This window comes from Sphingopyxis sp. PET50, assembly GCF_025244705.1.
Lineage (GTDB): Bacteria > Pseudomonadota > Alphaproteobacteria > Sphingomonadales > Sphingomonadaceae > Sphingopyxis.
Map to the genome: position 1 here is coordinate 1,629,286 of NZ_CP104207.1, position 16,905 is coordinate 1,646,190.

Below are 16,905 nucleotides of genomic sequence, written 5' to 3' on the forward strand. Positions count from 1 at the left end.
CGCGAAGGCGGGACTCCAGCTTTTTCCTTCTTCGTGCCGTTACGCCTTTGTGTGAGATAAATCTGAGTCACGCGAAGGCGCGAAGAGCGCGAAGGGTTTTTGAATCGACCATCGCTCCCAGCCTGTCAGCTTTGCAAAAAGCCGGTTTCCCGCCTTCGCGGGAATAACGGCGTGGGACATCGGGTTACGTGCTCCCCCTCGACAAGTCCGCCGAATCGCGGCAGCTTGGGTTTCATGACAAAACCGATATTGCCTGGAGAGGTAGCCGCCGCCGTCGTCGATCCCGTCGCGTACGGGGAATGGGACCGGCTTCACGAACAGCTCGCCTGGGCGCGCGCCAATGCGCCGCTGGCGGTCGCCGAGACCGAGGAGGTCGATCCTTTCTGGCTCGTCACGCGCCACGCCGACATCATGGCGATCAGCCGGGACCCGCAGCGGTTCGCGAACGGCATCCGCCCGACCGTGCTGACCAACCGCGACGGCGAGGCGATCGCACGGGCGGCGACGCCGAACAACGACGGCCACCTGATCCGCTCGCTGGTGCAGATGGATGCGCCCGACCATATGAAATATCGCCTGCTTACCCAGAGCTGGTTCATGCCCAAGAATCTGAGGATCGTCGAAGAGCGCATCCGCGCCCTGGCGCGCGAGACGGTCGATGCGATGCTCGCCGCGGGTCCCGAATGCGATTTCGCGCGCGACGTCGCGGCGCATTATCCGCTGCGCGTCATCATGGACATATTGGGCGTGCCCGCCGAGGATATGCCGCGCATGCTGATGCTGACGCAGCAATTGTTCGGATCGACCGACCCCGAACTGAACCGCAGCAGGGAGGCGATCACCAGCGCCGAACAGGCGATCGCGATGCTCCATTATGTCATCGCCGATTTCGAGAATTATTTCCGCGAACTGACCGCCGATCGCCGCGCCCATCCGCGCGAGGACATCGCGACGGTGATCGCCAATGCGACGATCGACGGCGGCCAGATTCCCGACCGCGAACTCGTCGGCTATTATATGATCATCGCGACCATCGGCCACGATACGACGAGCGCCTCGACCGCGGGGGCGATGATGGAGTTGGCGAAAAACCCGGCGCTGTTCGAGCGGTTCCGCGATGCCGAGAGCGACAAGTCGGGGCTGATCGAGGAGGCGATTCGCTGGTCGACCCCGGTGCAGCATTTCATGCGCAGCGCCCGCGAGGATGTCGAGATCGGCGGGCAGACGATCCGCGAAGGCGACTGGCTGATGCTCAACTATGTTTCGGCCAATCGTGACGAGGGGGTGTTCGATGCGCCCTTCGCCTTCGATCCCGACCGGCCGAAAAACCAGCAGATCGCGTTCGGCTTTGGCGCGCATGTGTGCCTGGGGCAGCATCTGGCGCGGATGGAGATGCGCATCCTGATGGAGGAATTGCTGCCGCGGCTGAAACGCCTCGAACTCGCGGGCGATCCGGCGCGGGTGCAGTCGGTATTCGTCGGCGGGTTGAAGCGGCTGCCGCTGCGGTTCGAGGCGGTATAGGGCGGAACGGAGCTCACCGCCGTTCTCTGAATGTCCATCCGTCCTAACCCATGCCGGCAGCCGCAGCCGCACCATCAGTCCGCCGAGATCCTCGCTCTCCTCGAGCGCGATGCTGCCGCCATAGATTTCCGCGACGTCGCGCACGATCGCCAGGCCCAGTCCCGTACCGGGTTTGCCACTGTCGAGCCTGACTCCCCGGTCGATAACGCGGCCGCGGTCGGCGGCGGAGATGCCGGGGCCATCGTCCTCGACCAGTATTTCTGCCATCCCGCCGTCGCGCTGGACGGTGACGAAGACGCTGCCGCCGCCATATTTCGCTGCATTTTCGAGCAGATTGCCGATCAGTTCGTCGAGATCCTGGCGTTCGACACGCGCGATCAGCGTCTTGTCGCCCGATGCGTCGAGCCGCGTTTCCGGGTAAAGCAAGGCCACCGCGCGCGACACGCTGTCGACGCTCTCGCGCACATTCGCGCGCGCCTGCGCGGCGCCGCGGCGCCCGACGGCACGCGCACGCGCGAGGTGATGCTCGACCTGCCGCTGCATCGTCGCAGCCTCGCGCCGCACCGTGTCGGCGAGTTCGGAGCCGTCACCGGTCGCGCTGTTGACGAGCACGGTGAGCGGGGTCTTGAGCGCATGCGCGAGGTTGCCGGCATGCAGCCGCGCTTCTTCGGCCTGTTTCTCGTTATGCGCGAGCAGCGCGTTGAGTTCGTCGACCATCGGCTGCACCTCGAGCGGCAACGGGGCGGTGACGCGGCGTTGCTGTCCGCCGCGCATCGCGGCGATCGCGCGGCGGATATGGCGCAGCGGCCACAGGCCGTAGAAGGTCTGAAGCGCCGCGAGGATGATCAGCCCGAGCCCGAGCAAAGCGAGGCTGGGGATCAGCGTCGCGCGCAGCGCCCGCGTCTGCACCTCCAGCACGTCGCGCGACTGGGCGATCTGGAACCGCCATTTCGTCTTGCTGCCCGGCAGCACCACATCGCGCTCGGCGACGCGCAATTCCTCGTCGGGGAACTGGTTGCTGTCATAGACATGGAGAATCTGGTCGTCGTGCGGGTCGGACGTGTCGAGCCGCCGTTCCCACAGCGAGCGCGAGGGATAGGGTTCCTGCCGCCCGCCGCTGATCTGCCAGTAAAGGCCGCTGTACGGTTCGAGGAAGCGCGGGTCGCCGAGCGGCTCGATCATCCGGACCTCGCCGTCGGGACCGATTTCGGACGAGCGGATCATGCTGAGCAGCACATATTCGAGGTTCGAGATCGAAGTTGCGCGTGATCGCACCGACCAGCACCCGGTCGAGCGCCAGGCCGCCGCCGATCAGCAGCACCGAAATCCAGATCGCGGCGATCGCGATCATGCGCCGCGCCAGCGAGCCGGTGATCCGGCTCGTCAGCGCGGCGGGCTTCGCCGCGTCGGTGTCGGCTACGACGGCCGGAACATCGGCCTCGGCCACGGCTTAACCCTGCGGATCGTCGAGCTGATAGCCTAGGCCGCGGATCGTGGTGATGATGTCGGCACCCAATTTCTTGCGGATGCGCGTCACGAACACCTCGATCGTGTTCGAATCGCGGTCGAAATCCTGATCGTAAATATGCTCGATCAGTTCGGTGCGCGACACGACCTTGCCCTTGTGGTGGAGCAGGTAGGACAGCAATTTATATTCCTGCGCGGTCAGCTTGATCGGCTCGCCGTCGAGCGTCACGCGGCCCGAGCGGGTGTCGAGGCGGACCTTGCCCGCGATCAGTTCGCTCGATGCATTGCCGGCGGCGCGGCGGATCAGCGCGCGCAGGCGGGCGATCAGTTCCTCGGTCTGGAAGGGCTTTGCCAGATAATCGTCGGCACCCGCGTCGAGGCTCGGCGACCTTGTCCGACCAGCTGTCGCGCGCGGTCAGCACGAGCACCGGGAAATTGCGTTTTTCCTTGCGCCAGCGGTCGAGCACGGTCAGCCCGTCGATCTCGGGCAGGCCGAGGTCGAGGATCGCCGCGTCATAGCTTTCGGTGGACCCCAGGAAATGGCCGTCCTCGCCATCGGTCGCGAGGTCGACGGCATAGCCCGCCCCCTCCAGCGTCGCCTTCAACTGCGGACCGAGCGTGGGTTCATCTTCGACAATCAAAATCCGCATAAAAACGCCTTTCCTGGTGCGGCACGGTTGGCCCCGGCCGCTTTTGCCGCTGTGTACCACTCGCAGCGGTCATCGCAAATCTGTTGGAGACGATATCAGGGTTTGCGCCCGACGATCTTGCCCGACCGCGCATCGACATAGACGACGACGACCTGGCTGCCGTCCATGAATTTCAGCGTATAGAGCATCCGCTGCGGGTCGAACTGGGCGCCGCCGAGAAAGGTCATGTCGCTGTAGGGCGGCCGCGACCGGACGTCGGCGATCAGCTTGCCGAGCGGCACGACCTTGCCCTGCGCCGCCGCGTCGCGAAGATGGTCCTGATCGCGGTCGCCGCGCGCCGCGACGGGCGCGCCGGCGGCGAGCAGGACGGAAAAGGCCAGCGGAAGGATCAGAGACCGGAACATGGCCGCATTCCTAGGGCAGAGGCATTGAATAAGCGATGAATGGCCCGGTCAGCCCAGGTTTTGCCTTGGGCCCTGGTGGGCGCGACAGGGATTGAACCTGTGACCCCACCCGTGTGAAGGGTGTGCTCTACCGCTGAGCTACGCGCCCGTCCCGGACCGAAGCGGCGGGTGCCGCGTCCGAAAGCCGGACGTCCATAGCCGCTGCGGCGGCGATTGCAACGGCGATTTTGCCGATCGCCCCGTCCATAAACAAATCGGGCCGCAGCTTGCGCCGCGACCCGATTGTTTTTCACCAGAAGGTGCCGCCGGGCTTAGTTGACGGCGTCCTTGAGGGCCTTGCCGGCCTTGAACTTCGGCTGGTTCGACGCCGCGATGGTCATCGTTTCGCCGGTGCGCGGGTTGCGGCCGGTCGAGGCCTTGCGCTTGCTGACCGCGAAGGTGCCGAAGCCGACGAGACGGACTTCGCCGCCCTTCTTCAGCGAACCCGTGATCGCGTCGAAGACAGCTTCCACTGCCTTGCTCGCGTCGCCCTTGGTCAGGCCGCTCGAGTCAGCGACTGCGGCGATCAGGTCTTGTTTGTTCATGCCTAAGGAACCCCTGTGACTTGTTGGTTGAATGATTCATGGCCGTGCCATGGGGCGCCACTAACGCGCTTTGCCCCCCCATTGTCAAAGCAAAAAAGGGGGCAAAATGGGTAAAAATGACGTTTTTGCGACGAAAAGCGGCCGCCCCGCCGTGGTTAATGGCGAATCGCCGATTCGGGATCACCCGCCGTGCCGATCGGCGGCGAGGCGGCCAGTTCGTCCGCCTCGGTCCACTCGATCGGCTCGACCGGAGCGACCAGCGCCTCGGCGAGGACCTGATCGACATGGCTGACCGGAACGATGCGCAATCCCTCGGTGATATTCTTCGGGATCTCGACCAGATCCTTCTCATTCTCCTCGGGGATCAGCACCGTCTTGATCCCGCCGCGCAGCGCCGCGAGCAGCTTTTCCTTGAGCCCGCCGATCGCCAGCACCCGGCCGCGCAGCGTGACCTCGCCGGTCATCGCGACATCCTTGCGCACCGCGATGCCGGTGAGGGTCGAGATCATCGCGGTGACCATGCCGACGCCCGCCGACGGGCCGTCCTTCGGCACCGCGCCTTCGGGTAGGTGGATGTGGATGTCCTTGCGCGCGAACAGGCTCGGCTTGATGCCGTAGGAAGGCGCGCGCGCCTTCACGAAGGACAGCGCGGCCTGCACCGATTCGGTCATCACCTCGCCGAGTTTGCCGGTCGTGCGGACCTGGCCCTTGCCCGACGCGGTGACCGCCTCGATCGTCAGCAATTCGCCGCCGACCTCGGTCCAGGCAAGGCCGGTGACGGCGCCAATCTGGTCCTCGAGGTCGCCCATGCCATGTTTGAACTTCCGCACGCCCGAGAAGTCGGACAGGTTTTCAGGCGTGATCGTCACGCTCTCGGCCTTGCCTTCGAGGATGCGGCGCAGCGCCTTGCGCGCGAGCTTGGCGATCTCGCGCTCGAGCGTGCGCACGCCCGCTTCGCGGGTGTAATAACGGATCAGGTCGCGCAGCCCCTCGTCGGTCAGTTCGAATTCGCCGGCCTTCAGCCCGTGCGCCTCGACCTGCTTGGCGATCAGGTGGCGCTTGGCGATCTCGACCTTCTCGTCTTCGGTATAGCCTTCGAGCCGGATGATCTCCATGCGGTCGAGCAGCGGCTGCGGCAGGTTGAGCGAGTTCGCCGTCGTCACGAACATGATGTCGCTTAGGTCGACGTCGATCTCCAGATAATGGTCCTGGAACTTCGCATTCTGTTCGGGGTCGAGCACCTCGAGCAGCGCCGAGGCCGGATCGCCGCGGAAATCCTGGCCGAGCTTGTCGATCTCGTCGAGCAGGAACAGCGGGTTCATCGTGCCGGCCTTTTTGAGGTTGGTCACGATCTTGCCCGGCAGCGAGCCGATATAGGTGCGGCGGTGGCCGCGGATCTCGGCCTCGTCGCGCACGCCGCCGAGCGACTGGCGCACGAATTCGCGCCCCGTCGCCTTCGCGATCGACCGGCCGAGCGACGTCTTGCCGACCCCCGGAGGGCCGACGAGGCACAGGATCGGGCCCTTCAGCTTGTTGGTACGCGCCTGCACCGCGAGATATTCGACGATGCGGTCCTTGACCTTTTCGAGCGCATAATGGTCGTCGTCGAGGACCGCCTGCGCCTTGGCGATATCCTTCTTGAGCTTCGACTTCTTGCCCCAGGGCAGGCCGATCAGCGTGTCGAGATAGTTGCGCACGACGGTGGCCTCGGCCGACATCGGCGCCATCGCGCGCAGCTTCTTGAGCTCCGCCTGCGCCTTGACCTTGGCTTCCTTGGACATTTTCATGCCCTCTATCTTCGCCGCCAGCTCGGCGAGGTCGTCGCCGCCCTCGCCATTGTCGTTGCCGAGTTCGCGCTGGATCGCCTTCAACTGCTCGTTGAGATAATATTCGCGCTGGCTCTTCTCCATCTGGCGCTTCACGCGGCCGCGAATCTTCTTCTCGACCTGCAGCACCCCGAGTTCACCCTCCATGAAGGCGAAGACCATTTCGAGCCGCTTCGCGGGCGCGTCCTCGACGAGCAGGGCCTGCTTGTCCGAGACCTTGATGTTGAGGTTGCCCGCGACCGAGTCGGCGAGGCGCGAGGCGTCGTCGATCTGCGACAGCTGCACCGCGGTTTCTGCGGGCATCTTCTTGTTGAGCTTGGCGTAATTTTCGAACTGGTCGACGACCGAGCGCATCAGCGCTGCGGTATCGGCGCTGTCATCCTCGGCATCGGCGATCGGCATCACGCGCGCCAGCACGGCCCGGTCGTCATTTTCGAGCGCGACGAGCTTCGCGCGCTCCTTGCCCTCGACCAACACACGCACCGTGCCGTCGGGCAGTTTCAGAAGCTGGAGCACGGTAGCAATCACGCCGGTGTCGTAGAGGTCGTCGCGCGCGGGATCGTCCTCACCGGGATCGAGCTGGGCGACGAGGAAAATCTCCTTGTCGGCTTCCATCGCCACTTCGAGCGCGGCGACCGAGCGATCGCGGCCGACGAACAGCGGCACGATCATATGGGGGAAAACAACAATGTCGCGCAGCGGCAACAGGGGAAAAGTCTGGCTCATCATGGCTCCTGGAGCAGCGCCCGCAATAGGCGCGCCGTCCTTACTTATAGTCGGTTCACCGCTAATATGGCGTAACTTGCGCCGCATTCAATGTCGCCAGGGTGAACGGCCATTCGATCCTCGCTGTCGCGCAGCGATGGGGAGGTGGCAGCGCGAAGCGCTGACGGAGGGGCGATGGCGCGATGTCGCTGCCCCTCCACCATCCGCTTCGCGGACGGTCCCCCTCCCCATGGCTTCGCCACAGGGAGGATCAATTAGTCAAAACGGCAGCTTGAAACCCGGGGGCAGCGGCAGACCACTGGTCATCTTGCCCATTTCCTCGTTGCTGACCGCGTCGGCCTTTTCGCGCGCGTCGTTGAACGCGGCGGCGAGCAGGTCTTCGAGCATCTGCTTGTCGGAGGGCACCATCAGGCTGTCGTCGATCGAGATGCCCTTGATGCGCCCCTTGGCGCTGGCGCGAATCTTGACGAGGCCGCCGCCCGACACGCCTTCGACCTCGACCGCGTCGAGCTTCGCCTGCGCCTCCTGCATCTGGGCCTGGACCGTGGCGGCGGCCTCCTGTGCCGCCTTGAGCATTTCTTCCATTGATTTCATGGGTTCGTCCTATGGCGATTCGCGTCGTCCTCGACAAGCCTTGCCTCGGGAAAAGCGGCCAGAGCGGCCTTGACGACGGGCAGTTCGCGGATGCGCTGGCCGTTGTCGGCAAGGCTCGCCGCACGCACCTGTCCCAGGCTCGGCCGCGCTTCGCCCTCGCCGCTGCGCACCAGCCAGCGGCTGCCGGTGGCGCCCAGCAGCGCTTCGCCCAGATCGCGCCCGAAATTCGCGTCGATCCCCGCCCCCGGGGCGAATATCAGCAGCCCCGGTTCCAGCGTGATGATCCGCAGATGGTCGTGCACGACGACCGCGAGGCGGTGATTGCCGGTGCTTTCGAGCAATTGATGGATTTGGGCCACGGTCAGCGCCGGCGCGGGCGCCTCAATCTCCGCGGCGGGGGGTTCGGGGGCGCCGGCGGCCGCATCCTGCGCGGCCGCGGCCGGCGCGGACAGCGGCGCCGACGGGAAATGACCCGTGGCAAGCAATTTCGCGAGCTCGCCCGGATCGGGCATCGACGCCGCATAGATCACCCGCAACAGCAGCATTTCCAGATGCTCGAGCGGATTGGTCGCACGCAGCACCTCGTCATGCCCCTTGAGCAGCAATTGCCACAGCCGGTTGAGCGGCGCGAAGCCGAGTTTCCGGGCCCAGTCCGTGATCCGCTCGCGGTCGGATTCGGCCAGCGCCGGATCGTCGTGCCGCGACACCTTCGCCAGCGTGATCGCGTGGGTCAGGTCCATGAGCCCGCGCACCATCGCGACGGGTTCGATACCCAGCGCATATTGGCCGCGCGCAAGGTCGATCGCGCTGCCCGAATCGCCCTCCAGGATCGTCGCCATCAGGCTGGCGATCGACGAGCGGTCGGACAGGCCGAGCATCGTCCGCACCTGATCGGCGCCGATCTTGCCGCCGCCATCGAGGTCGGCGTGCGCGATCGCCTGATCGAGGATCGACAGGCCGTCGCGCACCGATCCTTCGGCCGCATTGGCGATCAGCCATATCGCGGGCGCCTCGGCCTCGACGCCTTCCTTCTGCAAAATCGAGCTGAAATGCGCGAAGAGCATGTCGGGGGTGATGCGGCGCAGGTCGAAGCGCTGGCAGCGCGACAGCACCGTCACCGGTACCTTGCCCACCTCGGTCGTCGCGAACAGGAATTTGACGTGCGGCGGCGGCTCTTCGAGCGTTTTCAGCAGGGCGTTGAACGCGTTGCGCGACAACATATGCACTTCGTCGATGATGTAGATCTTGTAGCGCGCCGACACGGCGGCATAGCGCACCGCTTCGATGATCTCACGCACATCGTCGACGCCGGTGTTCGACGCGGCGTCCATCTCGATGACGTCGATATGGCGCCCCTCGGTTATCGCGCGGCACGGTTCGCAGACGCCGCAGGGGTCGATCGTCGGCCCGCCCTGTCCGTCGGGGCCGATGCAGTTGAGCGCCTTGGCGATCAGGCGTGCGGTCGAGGTCTTGCCGACCCCGCGCACCCCGGTCATCAGAAAGGCATGCGCCAGCCGGTCGCGCGCGATCGCATTGCCGAGCGTGCGAACCATCGCATCCTGCCCGATCAGTTCGGCAAAGGTTTGCGGGCGATATTTGCGCGCGAGGACGCGGTACGGGCCGGACGACGCAGCAGGCGGCGGCGTTTCCGGCAGGTCCATCCCCAGCATCGTCGGTTCGTCGTCGGCGGAATCGCTCATGCGGTCCGTATTAGGGGGCGAGCGGCGGCTTGTCGAAGGGGAAAGCGGACGGTCGTCCCCTGCACCTCGTCATGCTGAACTCGTTTCAGCATCCATGGCCTGTCCTCGCCGCAAAAGCAGCGTAAAATTGGAGATTCTGCCATGGACCCTGAAACGAGTTCAGGGTGACGATGCCCGTAAAGGTGGTTTGAGGGTGGGAGCCGGAACGACCCGCAGCGAATTCGTTGCGGCTGCTTCCTTCCGGACCTGACCGGGTTGGCGAAGACTGCGTCCGCCCGACTCCCGGCGCGCATATGGCGGCGGGATGCGCCAAGGTCAAGGATCGCGCAGCGCGACCTCCTTCAGATAGGCGAGGATCGCCGCGATCTCCGCGTCGGAGAAATGGCTGTAACCCCCGCGCGCGACCTCCCCCATCAGGCCGAGCTTGCGATCGCCGGCAGCCACGCCGATCGTCCCCCGCATCATGCCCCCCTTTCCGTCAGTCGGGTAGATCCCCCGCAATCGCGCGCGCCACATCGGCGATGATCGCCTCGGCCGCAGCGCCCTTGACCAGCCGGCCGGTCGAGATAGACAGCGATCATATAGCGGTCGCCGCCCGGTTCCTCGACAAAGGCGACGTCATTATAGGCGGTGCCGCACGTCCCGGTCTTGTCGCCGACGAGCCAGTTCGACAGCAGGCCGGCACGAATGCGCGCGCGGCCGGTTTCGCTTTTCACCAGCCAGCCGCGCAGCGTTTTGCGATAGCTGTCGTGCAGCCGGTCGCCAAAGACATAGCCCGCCGCGCCCTTCGCTATCGCCGCCGGGCTGGTCGTGTCGCGCGGATCGCCGGGCGCATTTTCGTTGAGGTCGGGCTCCATCCGGTCGAGCCGCGTCACATCGTCGCCGGTCGCGCGGACGCGTTCGGTGAAGCCATCGGGACCGCCAAAATAAGCGAGCAGCAGGTTGGCGGCCAGATTGTCGCTGAGCACGACCGCATCCTCCGCGGCGAAGCCGATACGATATTGTCCCTTGCCGTCGGCGCCGAGCAGCGTCTCGGCGCCGGGCGAGTGAGGCAACAGGTCGGCGCGCTGGAAATCGAGCGGGGTGCGAAGCGACACGCCGTTGGTCGCCGAGTGCAGCACCTGCCCCGCGAGCAGCAGCTTGAAGGTCGAGCACATCGCGAAACGCTCGTCGGCGCGATGCCCGAACAGCAACTGCCCTTCGGCGTCGGTCACCGCAACGCCCAGCCGTCCGCCGCTTTTCGTCTCCAGTGCGGCGACCTGGCGCGCGATGACCGCCATCTCGCCCTCTCGCGTGGTCGTCGGCTGCGACGCGGCCGGACAGGCGGCGATCAATACCGCCCCGGCACAGGCGGCGATGGCGCGCGCGCGCCTCATGACGCTGCGGCCGGGACGCAGCGGCCTTCGCGCTCCATTTGCAGAAAATCGGCCATCTTCTTCCGCGTTCGGGCAAAATGACCGATAAAGGCCGCAGCCGGATAGCGTATCTCCGCCAGCGGCTTGCTCCGGTCGGCCGAGCGCCCGTCATAGAAACGGACGTAAACATCGTGCGCGACGATCTTGCCAAAGCCACTCTCATAGTCTGCCTCGGTCCAGCGTCGTTCGCCATTCGGCTTGCTGGTCCCTTCGATGACGCGCGTGCCGCCATGCAATTCGATCCGCGCGGCGATCGGCACCCCCTTGTCGAACAGCGCATCCTTCGACGACGCCTTGGGCAGTTGGAGGTCGACGGACCAGATCGCATCGGGCTTCAAATGAAAAGTCAGCACCGCCTTGGGATCGGCGTCGGAATAATGGTCGTCGGGCAACAGCCTGGGCGCCCGAAGCATCAGGACGATGCTGCCTTCCGAATAGGTTTCGCCCGTGTAGGTCAGTTTTCGCACCGCCGACTTGTTATAAAATTCGAGCTTGTAGTCCGATCCGTCGACGAAACCATGGTCGCTCGTCGCGCAGGCCGACTGTGCCTGAGCCGTCGCGGCAGTCAGGCAAAAGGCAGCAAGACATGTCATAACCCGGATCATCATACCCCCTTTCGGTCTCAGTGCCCGGTCGCGCTCGGCTAGCCGGATTCACCCCCGCGGATCGACTTTGGCAATGCCCCGCTTATCGGTCGATGCCCTGAACCGCCGATTTATCAAAGTCCACGCATCGCCTTAACGACCCTGCATGTTGCGGCTCTCGGCCGGAATGTGGACGGTCAGCCCATCGAGATCGGCTGTCAGCAATATCTGGCAGGCGAGGCGGCTCGTGCGGCGTACCCCGGCGGCGAGGTCGAGCATGTCCTCTTCCATTTCGCTGGCTTCGGGAAGGCGGTCGAAATCCGCCTTGTCGACGATGACATGGCAGGTCGAGCAAGCCATCTGTCCCTCGCATGTCCCCTCCAGCGGCATCAGATGGGCCTGCGCCACGTCGAGCAATATGGCGCCCGCCTGCGCCTCAGCCTCGGTGCGCCCCTTGCCGTCGGCGTGGATGAAGGTGACGCGCATCAATTAACCCCTTGGAGTCGTGCGGCCTGTTTGATCGCGTCGAGGCCGTCGCGCAACTCCTGCTCGCTCGTATAGCGCCCCCAGCCGAGGCGGATCGACGATCGCGCGTCGATCTCGCTCACGCCCATCGCGCGCAGCACATGGCTGACCTTGCCCGATCCGCTGGCGCAGGCGCTGCCGAGCGAGAAGGCGACATCGCGCGCGTCGGACATCAGGCGGAGGCCGTTCACCCCCTCGCGCCGGACGTTGAGGTTGCCGTGATAGCGGCGTTCGGTATCGCCGTTGACCGTCCATTCGGGGAGCAGGTCGAGCGCGAGCGACCAGAGGCGTTCGACGTGCGCCGCATCGGCGTCGAAACGCTCGGCGGCGAGCGCCGCCGCCGCGCCGAAGCCGGCGCACAGCGCGGGCGACACCGTGCCCGAGCGCATCCCCTGCTCCTGCGCGCCGCCGAGCATCAGCGGTTCGAGGTCGATGCCGTCCTTCACCCACAGGGCTCCGATCCCCTTCGGGCCGTGGATCTTGTGCGCCGAAACCGCGATCAGGTCGGGGCCGTCGGGAATGGCGACGCGGCCCAGCGCCTGCACCGCGTCGCAGAGCAGCAGGCTGTTCTTCGCATGGGCGGCGGAGACGAAATCGCCGACCGGCTGGATCGTCCCGACCTCGTTATTGACCAGCATCGTCGCGACGATGCCGTTGTCGGGGATCAGCGCATCGTCGGGGGGAAGCGCCAGCCCCTTGGCGTCCACCGGAAGGATCGCCGCATGTAATTTCTCAAGCGGCTGCAAGGCGCCCGGATGCTCGATGCTGAGCCCCGCCGCGCCGCCGGGCCTGGCCTCGGCCCCCTTGAACAGCGCCCAGTTGAGCGCCTCGGTCGCGCCCGAAGTGAAATAGACGCGCCCGCCCTTTGGCAGCAATGCCGCGACCTGGTCGCGCGCGACCTCAACCGCGGCGGCGGCGGCGCGGCCGCCCTTGTGCGTGCTCGACGGGTTGGCATAGCCGTCGCCCCCCCAGTCGTCGGCGCCCGACCCCGCCAGCCAGCGCAGCATCGCCTCGCGCGCCTCCGGGGCGAGCGGCGTCGTGGCCTGGTAATCGAGGTAGATCATCGCGGCTTTCAAATGTCCTCAATTCCCGTTCGTGTCGAGCGAAGTCGAGACACCCATCGGGAATGCTCGCCTTCCGGGTGTCTCGACTTCGCTCGACACGAACGGAATTCTGACGTTGTCACACATTGTTGCGAACGATCTCGCAAAAGTTGCAAGTCGAGACCTATTTTCTATATAGGCGCCAACTCCGCTCCGCCACCCCGCCGCCCGGCGAATCGGTGGCAAGCCCCAGAAACATAAAGGTGCGCCCATGCCCGACGTGATTTTTCCCGGTCCCGAGGGCCGTATCGAAGGCCGTTTCTCGCCGCCGCCGCGCCCGCGCGCGCCGGTCGCGCTGATCCTGCACCCGCATCCGCAGGGCGGCGGCACGATGAACGACCGCATCACCCAGGCGATGTACAAGAGCTTCGTCGCGCGCGGCTTCGCAGTGCTGCGCTTCAACTTCCGCGGCGTGGGACGCAGCCAGGGTACGTTCGACAACGGCATCGGCGAGTTGAGCGACGCCGCTTCGGCGCTCGACTGGGTGCAGTCGATCCATCCCGAGGCGCAGACGACCTGGGTCGCCGGGTTCAGCTTCGGCGCGTGGATCGGCATGCAATTGCTGATGCGCCGCCCCGAAATCCGGGGCTTCCTGTCGGTCGCTCCGCTGCGGCGAACATGTATGATTTCAGCTTTCTGGCCCCCTGCCCCTCCTCCGGCATCATCGTTGCGGGCGGCGCCGACGAGATCGTGCCGCCGCCGGCGATTCAGAAGCTGGTCGACAAGCTGCGCACGCAAAAGGGCATCACGATCCATCACGACGAGATCCCGCGCGCGAACCATTTCTTCGAGCATGAACTCGACCAGTTGATGAAGTCGCTCGATAACTATCTGGATATGCGGCTGGCACCCGATTCGCCGATTCGTTGACGCCCAAATCCTCCCCGCTTGTGGGGAGGTGGCGGCGCGCAGCGCCGACGGAGGGGGGTGGCGTCCTTACGCGATGCGGCGTCAGGACGCGAACCCCCTCCACCACCCTTCGGGTGGTCCCCCTCCCCGTTCCGGGGAGGATTTAAGTGACCGGCACCAGCCAGATCGCCACATTGGCGAACATCACCGCGGCCGCAACGAACATGAGCAGCGCGCGGCGGCGGTCGCCCTGGCGGAAGATATAGATGCTGCCTGCGGTCAGGACGACCCCGGTGAGCATCAATATGGAAAGGACCGTGTCGGACATGGGACGGCCTTATCGCCGGCGTCACAAATTTGCCACCTCGCTTATGGTCAATCCGCGCGCCTTCGCCTAAAGCGCGCTCATCGATTCCCTCCAGCCCAGCGGGAGCCCGTGCCGTGCGCATCGCCATCGCATCCGACCATGCCGCCTACGAGTTGAAGGCCGTGCTCGCCGACTGGCTGCGCGAGCAGGGTCATGCCATCGAAGACCTTGGTACCGACGGTCCCGACAGCGTCGACTATCCCGACTATGGCTACCGCCTCGCCGAAGCCGTGGCGGGCGGGCGCGCCGAAAAGGGCGTCGCGCTGTGCGGGTCGGGGATCGGCATCTCGATCTCGGTCAACCGCAACCCGGCGTGCCGCTGCGCGCTCGTGTCGGAGCCCCTGTCGGCCAAGCTGGCGCGCGAGCATAATGATGCGAACGTCATCGCAATGGGCGCGCGGCTGACCGGCATCGACATGGCCAAGGCGTGCCTCACCGCCTTCCTGACCAGCGACTTCGCGGGCGACCGCCACGCGCGCCGCGTCGACAAGCTATCCCACCCTCCCCAATTGGAGACCAGCCGATGACCACCCAAACGCTCGACAAGCCCATCAAATCGGCCTAGCTATTTCACCGACGGCGTCGGCGCGACCGACCCTGCGGTCGCGGCGGCGATGAAGCACGAGATGGAGCGCGAGCGCTATCAGATCGAACTGATCGCGTCGGAAAACATCGTTTCCAAGGCGGTGCTGGAAGCGCAGGGCAGCGTCTTCACCAACAAATATGCCGAGGGTTATCCGGGCAAGCGCTATTATCAGGGCTGCGCGCCGTCGGACGAAGTCGAAACGCTGGCGATCGACCGCGCGAAGAAGCTCTTCGACTGCAACTTCGCCAACGTCCAGCCGCACTCGGGGGCGCAGGCGAACGGCGCGGTGATGCTCGCGCTGACCAAGCCGGGTGCGACGATCCTCGGCATGAGCCTCGACGCCGGCGGCCACCTGACCCACGGCGCGCCGCCCGCGATGTCGGGAAAATGGTTCAACGCGGTGCAATATGGCGTGCGCGCCGACGACCATCTCGTCGATTTCGACCAGGTCGAGGCACTGGCGAAGGAGCATCGCCCCTCGCTGATCATCGCGGGCGGCTCGGCCTATCCGCGCACGCTCGACTTCGCACGTTTCCGTGCCATCGCGGATGACGTCGGCGCGCTGCTGATGGTCGACATGGCGCATTTCGCCGAGCCTCGTCGCGGGCGGCGCGCATCCCTCGCCGATGGAGCATGCGCATGTCGTCACCACAACGACGCACAAGACGCTGCGCGGCCCGCGCGGCGGCATGATCCTGACCAACGACGAAGCGATCGCCAAGCGGATCAATTCGGCGGTCTTCCCCGGATTGCAGGGCGGCCCGCTGATGCACGTCATCGCGGCGAAGGCGGTCGCTTTCGGCGAGGCGTTGCGTCCCGAGTTCAAGGATTATGCGAAGGCCACCATCGCCAATGCGCAGGCGCTGGCCGAGCTGGCTGAAGGCGCGCGGCGCCGACGTCGTCGCGGGCGGCACCGACACGCACCTCGCGCTGATCGACCTGCGTCCGCTCGGCATCACCGGCCGTGACGCCGATGAGGCGTTGGAACGCTCGGCGATCACCTGCAACAAGAATGGCGTGCCTTTCGACCCGCTGCCGCCGGTCAAGACCAGCGGCATCCGCGTCGGATCGCCCGCCGGCACGACGCGCGGCTTCGGGATCGCCGAATTCGAGGCGATCGGCGACATGGTCGCCGACGTGCTCGAAGCGCTGCGCGACAAGGGCGAGCATGGCGACGCCGATGTCGAGGCCGATGTCCGCAAGCGCGTCCGCGCGCTGTGCGAGCGCTTCCCGATCTACGGCGGCTGATGATGGCACGCCCGAACCCCGAAGAACCGACGCTGGTCGAACTGACGATCGAAGAGGTCAAGGCGATGGGCAAGCAGGGGATGAACCATCCCTCGACGAAGCCTGTGCTGACCGGCGGCGCGATCGGGGCGGTGCTCGGCGCAGTGCTGCCGGTCGTCAGCTGGCCGGTCGGACTGTTCGTCGGCGCCGAGCATAGCCCTTTACAGCCGGGTGAAACGCTGACCGATGCGCTGCCCCTATTGCGGACATGAAGACAGCCAAGTGAAGGACAGCCGCCCGACCGAGGACGGCGCGGCGATCCGGCGGCGGCGGCAATGCGAGGATTGCGGCGCGCGTTTCACGACCTTCGAGCGCATCCAACTCCGCGAGGTCGCGGTGCTCAAGGCCGATGGCGGCCGCGAGCCGTTCGATCGCGAAAAACTGATGCGCAGCGTCCAGATCGCGTGCCGCAAACGCCCGATCGACGGCGCGCGCATCGAAAGGCTGGTGTCGGGTATCCAGCGCCAGCTCGAAACCTCGGGCGAAAATGAGGTGAAGGCGGCGCAGATCGGCGCAATGGTGATGGAGGCGCTGAAGGGTTTCGACAGCGTCGCCTATATCCGCTTCGCCAGCGTCTATCGCGACTTTACCGAGGCGAAGGACTTCGAGGACTTCGCCTCGACGATCAGCGAGGCGGCGCAGAAGGGCTAATCTCTCTCCCCCGATTCCCCGAGCGAAGCCGAGGGGCATTTTCGAGCGAAGCGAGAAGACGGCAAG

General features: G+C 65.7%; 16 protein-coding genes, 1 tRNA gene, 1 other RNA gene and 4 pseudogenes. 7 read left to right on the forward strand and 15 right to left on the reverse strand.

What is annotated here, in order from left to right; all coding sequences use genetic code 11:
- Positions 1–234 precede the first annotated feature (234 nt).
- The gene (locus N0A20_RS08545) at positions 235–1,521 is read left to right on the forward strand and encodes a cytochrome P450 (protein ID WP_260583873.1); all 1,287 of its coding nucleotides are present in this window, start codon (positions 235–237) and stop codon (positions 1,519–1,521) included.
- A 51-nt stretch (positions 1,522–1,572) separates the two neighbouring features.
- Here N0A20_RS08545 and N0A20_RS08550 read toward each other — a convergent pair.
- A pseudogene (locus tag N0A20_RS08550) lies at positions 1,573–2,872 on the reverse strand (sensor histidine kinase); the annotation flags it as partial.
- On the opposite strand from N0A20_RS08550, the gene N0A20_RS08555 reads away from it, so the two are divergent.
- The gene (locus tag N0A20_RS08555; protein WP_260584002.1) at positions 2,787–2,975 is read left to right on the forward strand and encodes a hypothetical protein; all 189 of its coding nucleotides are present in this window, start codon (positions 2,787–2,789) and stop codon (positions 2,973–2,975) included. The pseudogene N0A20_RS08550 and the gene N0A20_RS08555 overlap by 86 nt on opposite strands.
- On the opposite strand, the pseudogene N0A20_RS08560 reads toward N0A20_RS08555, so the two are convergent.
- The 13 genes and pseudogenes from N0A20_RS08560 to N0A20_RS08620 form a co-directional block, all read right to left on the reverse strand.
- Positions 2,972–3,638: pseudogene (locus N0A20_RS08560) on the reverse strand (response regulator transcription factor). The gene N0A20_RS08555 and the pseudogene N0A20_RS08560 overlap by 4 nt on opposite strands.
- A 95-nt stretch (positions 3,639–3,733) precedes the next feature.
- Positions 3,734–4,042, reverse strand: coding sequence for a hypothetical protein (locus N0A20_RS08565; protein ID WP_260583471.1), 309 nt, complete (start codon positions 4,040–4,042; stop codon positions 3,734–3,736).
- Positions 4,043–4,115: 73 nt separating this feature from the next.
- Positions 4,116–4,190 (reverse strand) — tRNA-Val (locus tag N0A20_RS08570).
- 163 nt (positions 4,191–4,353) lie between these two features.
- Positions 4,354–4,626, reverse strand: coding sequence for an HU family DNA-binding protein (locus N0A20_RS08575; protein ID WP_037510426.1), 273 nt, complete (start codon positions 4,624–4,626; stop codon positions 4,354–4,356).
- Between the two features lie 155 nt (positions 4,627–4,781).
- On the reverse strand, positions 4,782–7,178 hold the full coding sequence (gene lon / locus N0A20_RS08580) for an endopeptidase La (protein ID WP_260583472.1): 2,397 nt from the start codon (positions 7,176–7,178) through the stop codon (positions 4,782–4,784).
- Positions 7,179–7,436: 258 nt separating this feature from the next.
- Positions 7,437–7,772 carry a YbaB/EbfC family nucleoid-associated protein gene (locus N0A20_RS08585; RefSeq protein ID WP_260583474.1) on the reverse strand — a complete coding sequence of 112 codons (336 nt, stop codon included), beginning with the start codon at positions 7,770–7,772 and terminating at the stop codon, positions 7,437–7,439.
- On the reverse strand, positions 7,769–9,472 hold the full coding sequence (locus tag N0A20_RS08590; protein ID WP_409574754.1) for a DNA polymerase III subunit gamma/tau: 1,704 nt from the start codon (positions 9,470–9,472) through the stop codon (positions 7,769–7,771). Before N0A20_RS08590 ends, N0A20_RS08585 begins: the two co-directional genes overlap by 4 nt.
- Positions 9,473–9,661: 189 nt before the next feature.
- Positions 9,662–9,759, reverse strand: an RNA gene (gene ffs, locus N0A20_RS08595) — signal recognition particle sRNA small type.
- Between the two features lie 28 nt (positions 9,760–9,787).
- On the reverse strand, positions 9,788–9,937 hold the full coding sequence (locus N0A20_RS08600) for a hypothetical protein (protein ID WP_260583476.1): 150 nt from the start codon (positions 9,935–9,937) through the stop codon (positions 9,788–9,790).
- Complete coding sequence (bla, locus tag N0A20_RS08605; protein ID WP_260583478.1) at positions 9,934–10,848, reverse strand: class A beta-lactamase; 915 nt, start codon at positions 10,846–10,848, stop codon at positions 9,934–9,936. The genes N0A20_RS08600 and bla overlap by 4 nt, the downstream gene beginning before the upstream one ends.
- Positions 10,845–11,480 carry a hypothetical protein gene (locus N0A20_RS08610; RefSeq protein WP_260583480.1) on the reverse strand — a complete coding sequence of 212 codons (636 nt, stop codon included), beginning with the start codon at positions 11,478–11,480 and terminating at the stop codon, positions 10,845–10,847. Before N0A20_RS08610 ends, bla begins: the two co-directional genes overlap by 4 nt.
- Positions 11,481–11,624: 144 nt before the next feature.
- A complete protein-coding gene (locus N0A20_RS08615; protein WP_260583482.1) occupies positions 11,625–11,960 on the reverse strand; it encodes a 2Fe-2S iron-sulfur cluster-binding protein in 336 nt (111 codons plus the stop codon).
- Positions 11,957–13,060, reverse strand: a complete 1,104-nt coding sequence (locus N0A20_RS08620; RefSeq protein ID WP_260583483.1) for a cysteine desulfurase family protein — start codon at positions 13,058–13,060, stop codon at positions 11,957–11,959. Before N0A20_RS08620 ends, N0A20_RS08615 begins: the two co-directional genes overlap by 4 nt.
- A gap of 250 nt (positions 13,061–13,310) precedes the next feature.
- Here N0A20_RS08620 and N0A20_RS08625 point away from each other — a divergent pair, with 250 nt between their 5' ends.
- The gene (locus N0A20_RS08625) at positions 13,311–13,910 is read left to right on the forward strand and encodes an alpha/beta hydrolase (RefSeq protein ID WP_260583485.1); all 600 of its coding nucleotides are present in this window, start codon (positions 13,311–13,313) and stop codon (positions 13,908–13,910) included.
- A 201-nt stretch (positions 13,911–14,111) separates the two neighbouring features.
- On the opposite strand, the gene N0A20_RS08630 is transcribed toward N0A20_RS08625, so the two are convergent.
- Complete coding sequence (locus N0A20_RS08630; RefSeq protein WP_260583487.1) at positions 14,112–14,276, reverse strand: hypothetical protein; 165 nt, start codon at positions 14,274–14,276, stop codon at positions 14,112–14,114.
- 113 nt (positions 14,277–14,389) lie between these two features.
- Between N0A20_RS08630 and rpiB the strand changes: the two genes are divergently transcribed.
- The 4 genes and pseudogenes from rpiB to nrdR all read left to right on the forward strand — a co-directional run bounded on the left by rpiB (position 14,390) and on the right by nrdR (position 16,839).
- The gene (gene rpiB, locus N0A20_RS08635) at positions 14,390–14,842 is read left to right on the forward strand and encodes a ribose 5-phosphate isomerase B (protein WP_260583489.1); all 453 of its coding nucleotides are present in this window, start codon (positions 14,390–14,392) and stop codon (positions 14,840–14,842) included.
- Positions 14,839–16,149, forward strand: a pseudogene (glyA, locus tag N0A20_RS08640) (serine hydroxymethyltransferase). The gene rpiB and the pseudogene glyA overlap by 4 nt, the downstream one beginning before the upstream one ends.
- A 2-nt stretch (positions 16,150–16,151) precedes the next feature.
- A pseudogene (locus tag N0A20_RS08645) lies at positions 16,152–16,371 on the forward strand (hypothetical protein).
- A gap of 3 nt (positions 16,372–16,374) precedes the next feature.
- Entirely contained in the window at positions 16,375–16,839 is a 465-nt protein-coding gene (gene nrdR / locus N0A20_RS08650; RefSeq protein ID WP_260583490.1) for a transcriptional regulator NrdR, read from the forward strand.
- The last annotated feature ends 66 nt before the right edge of the window (positions 16,840–16,905 follow it).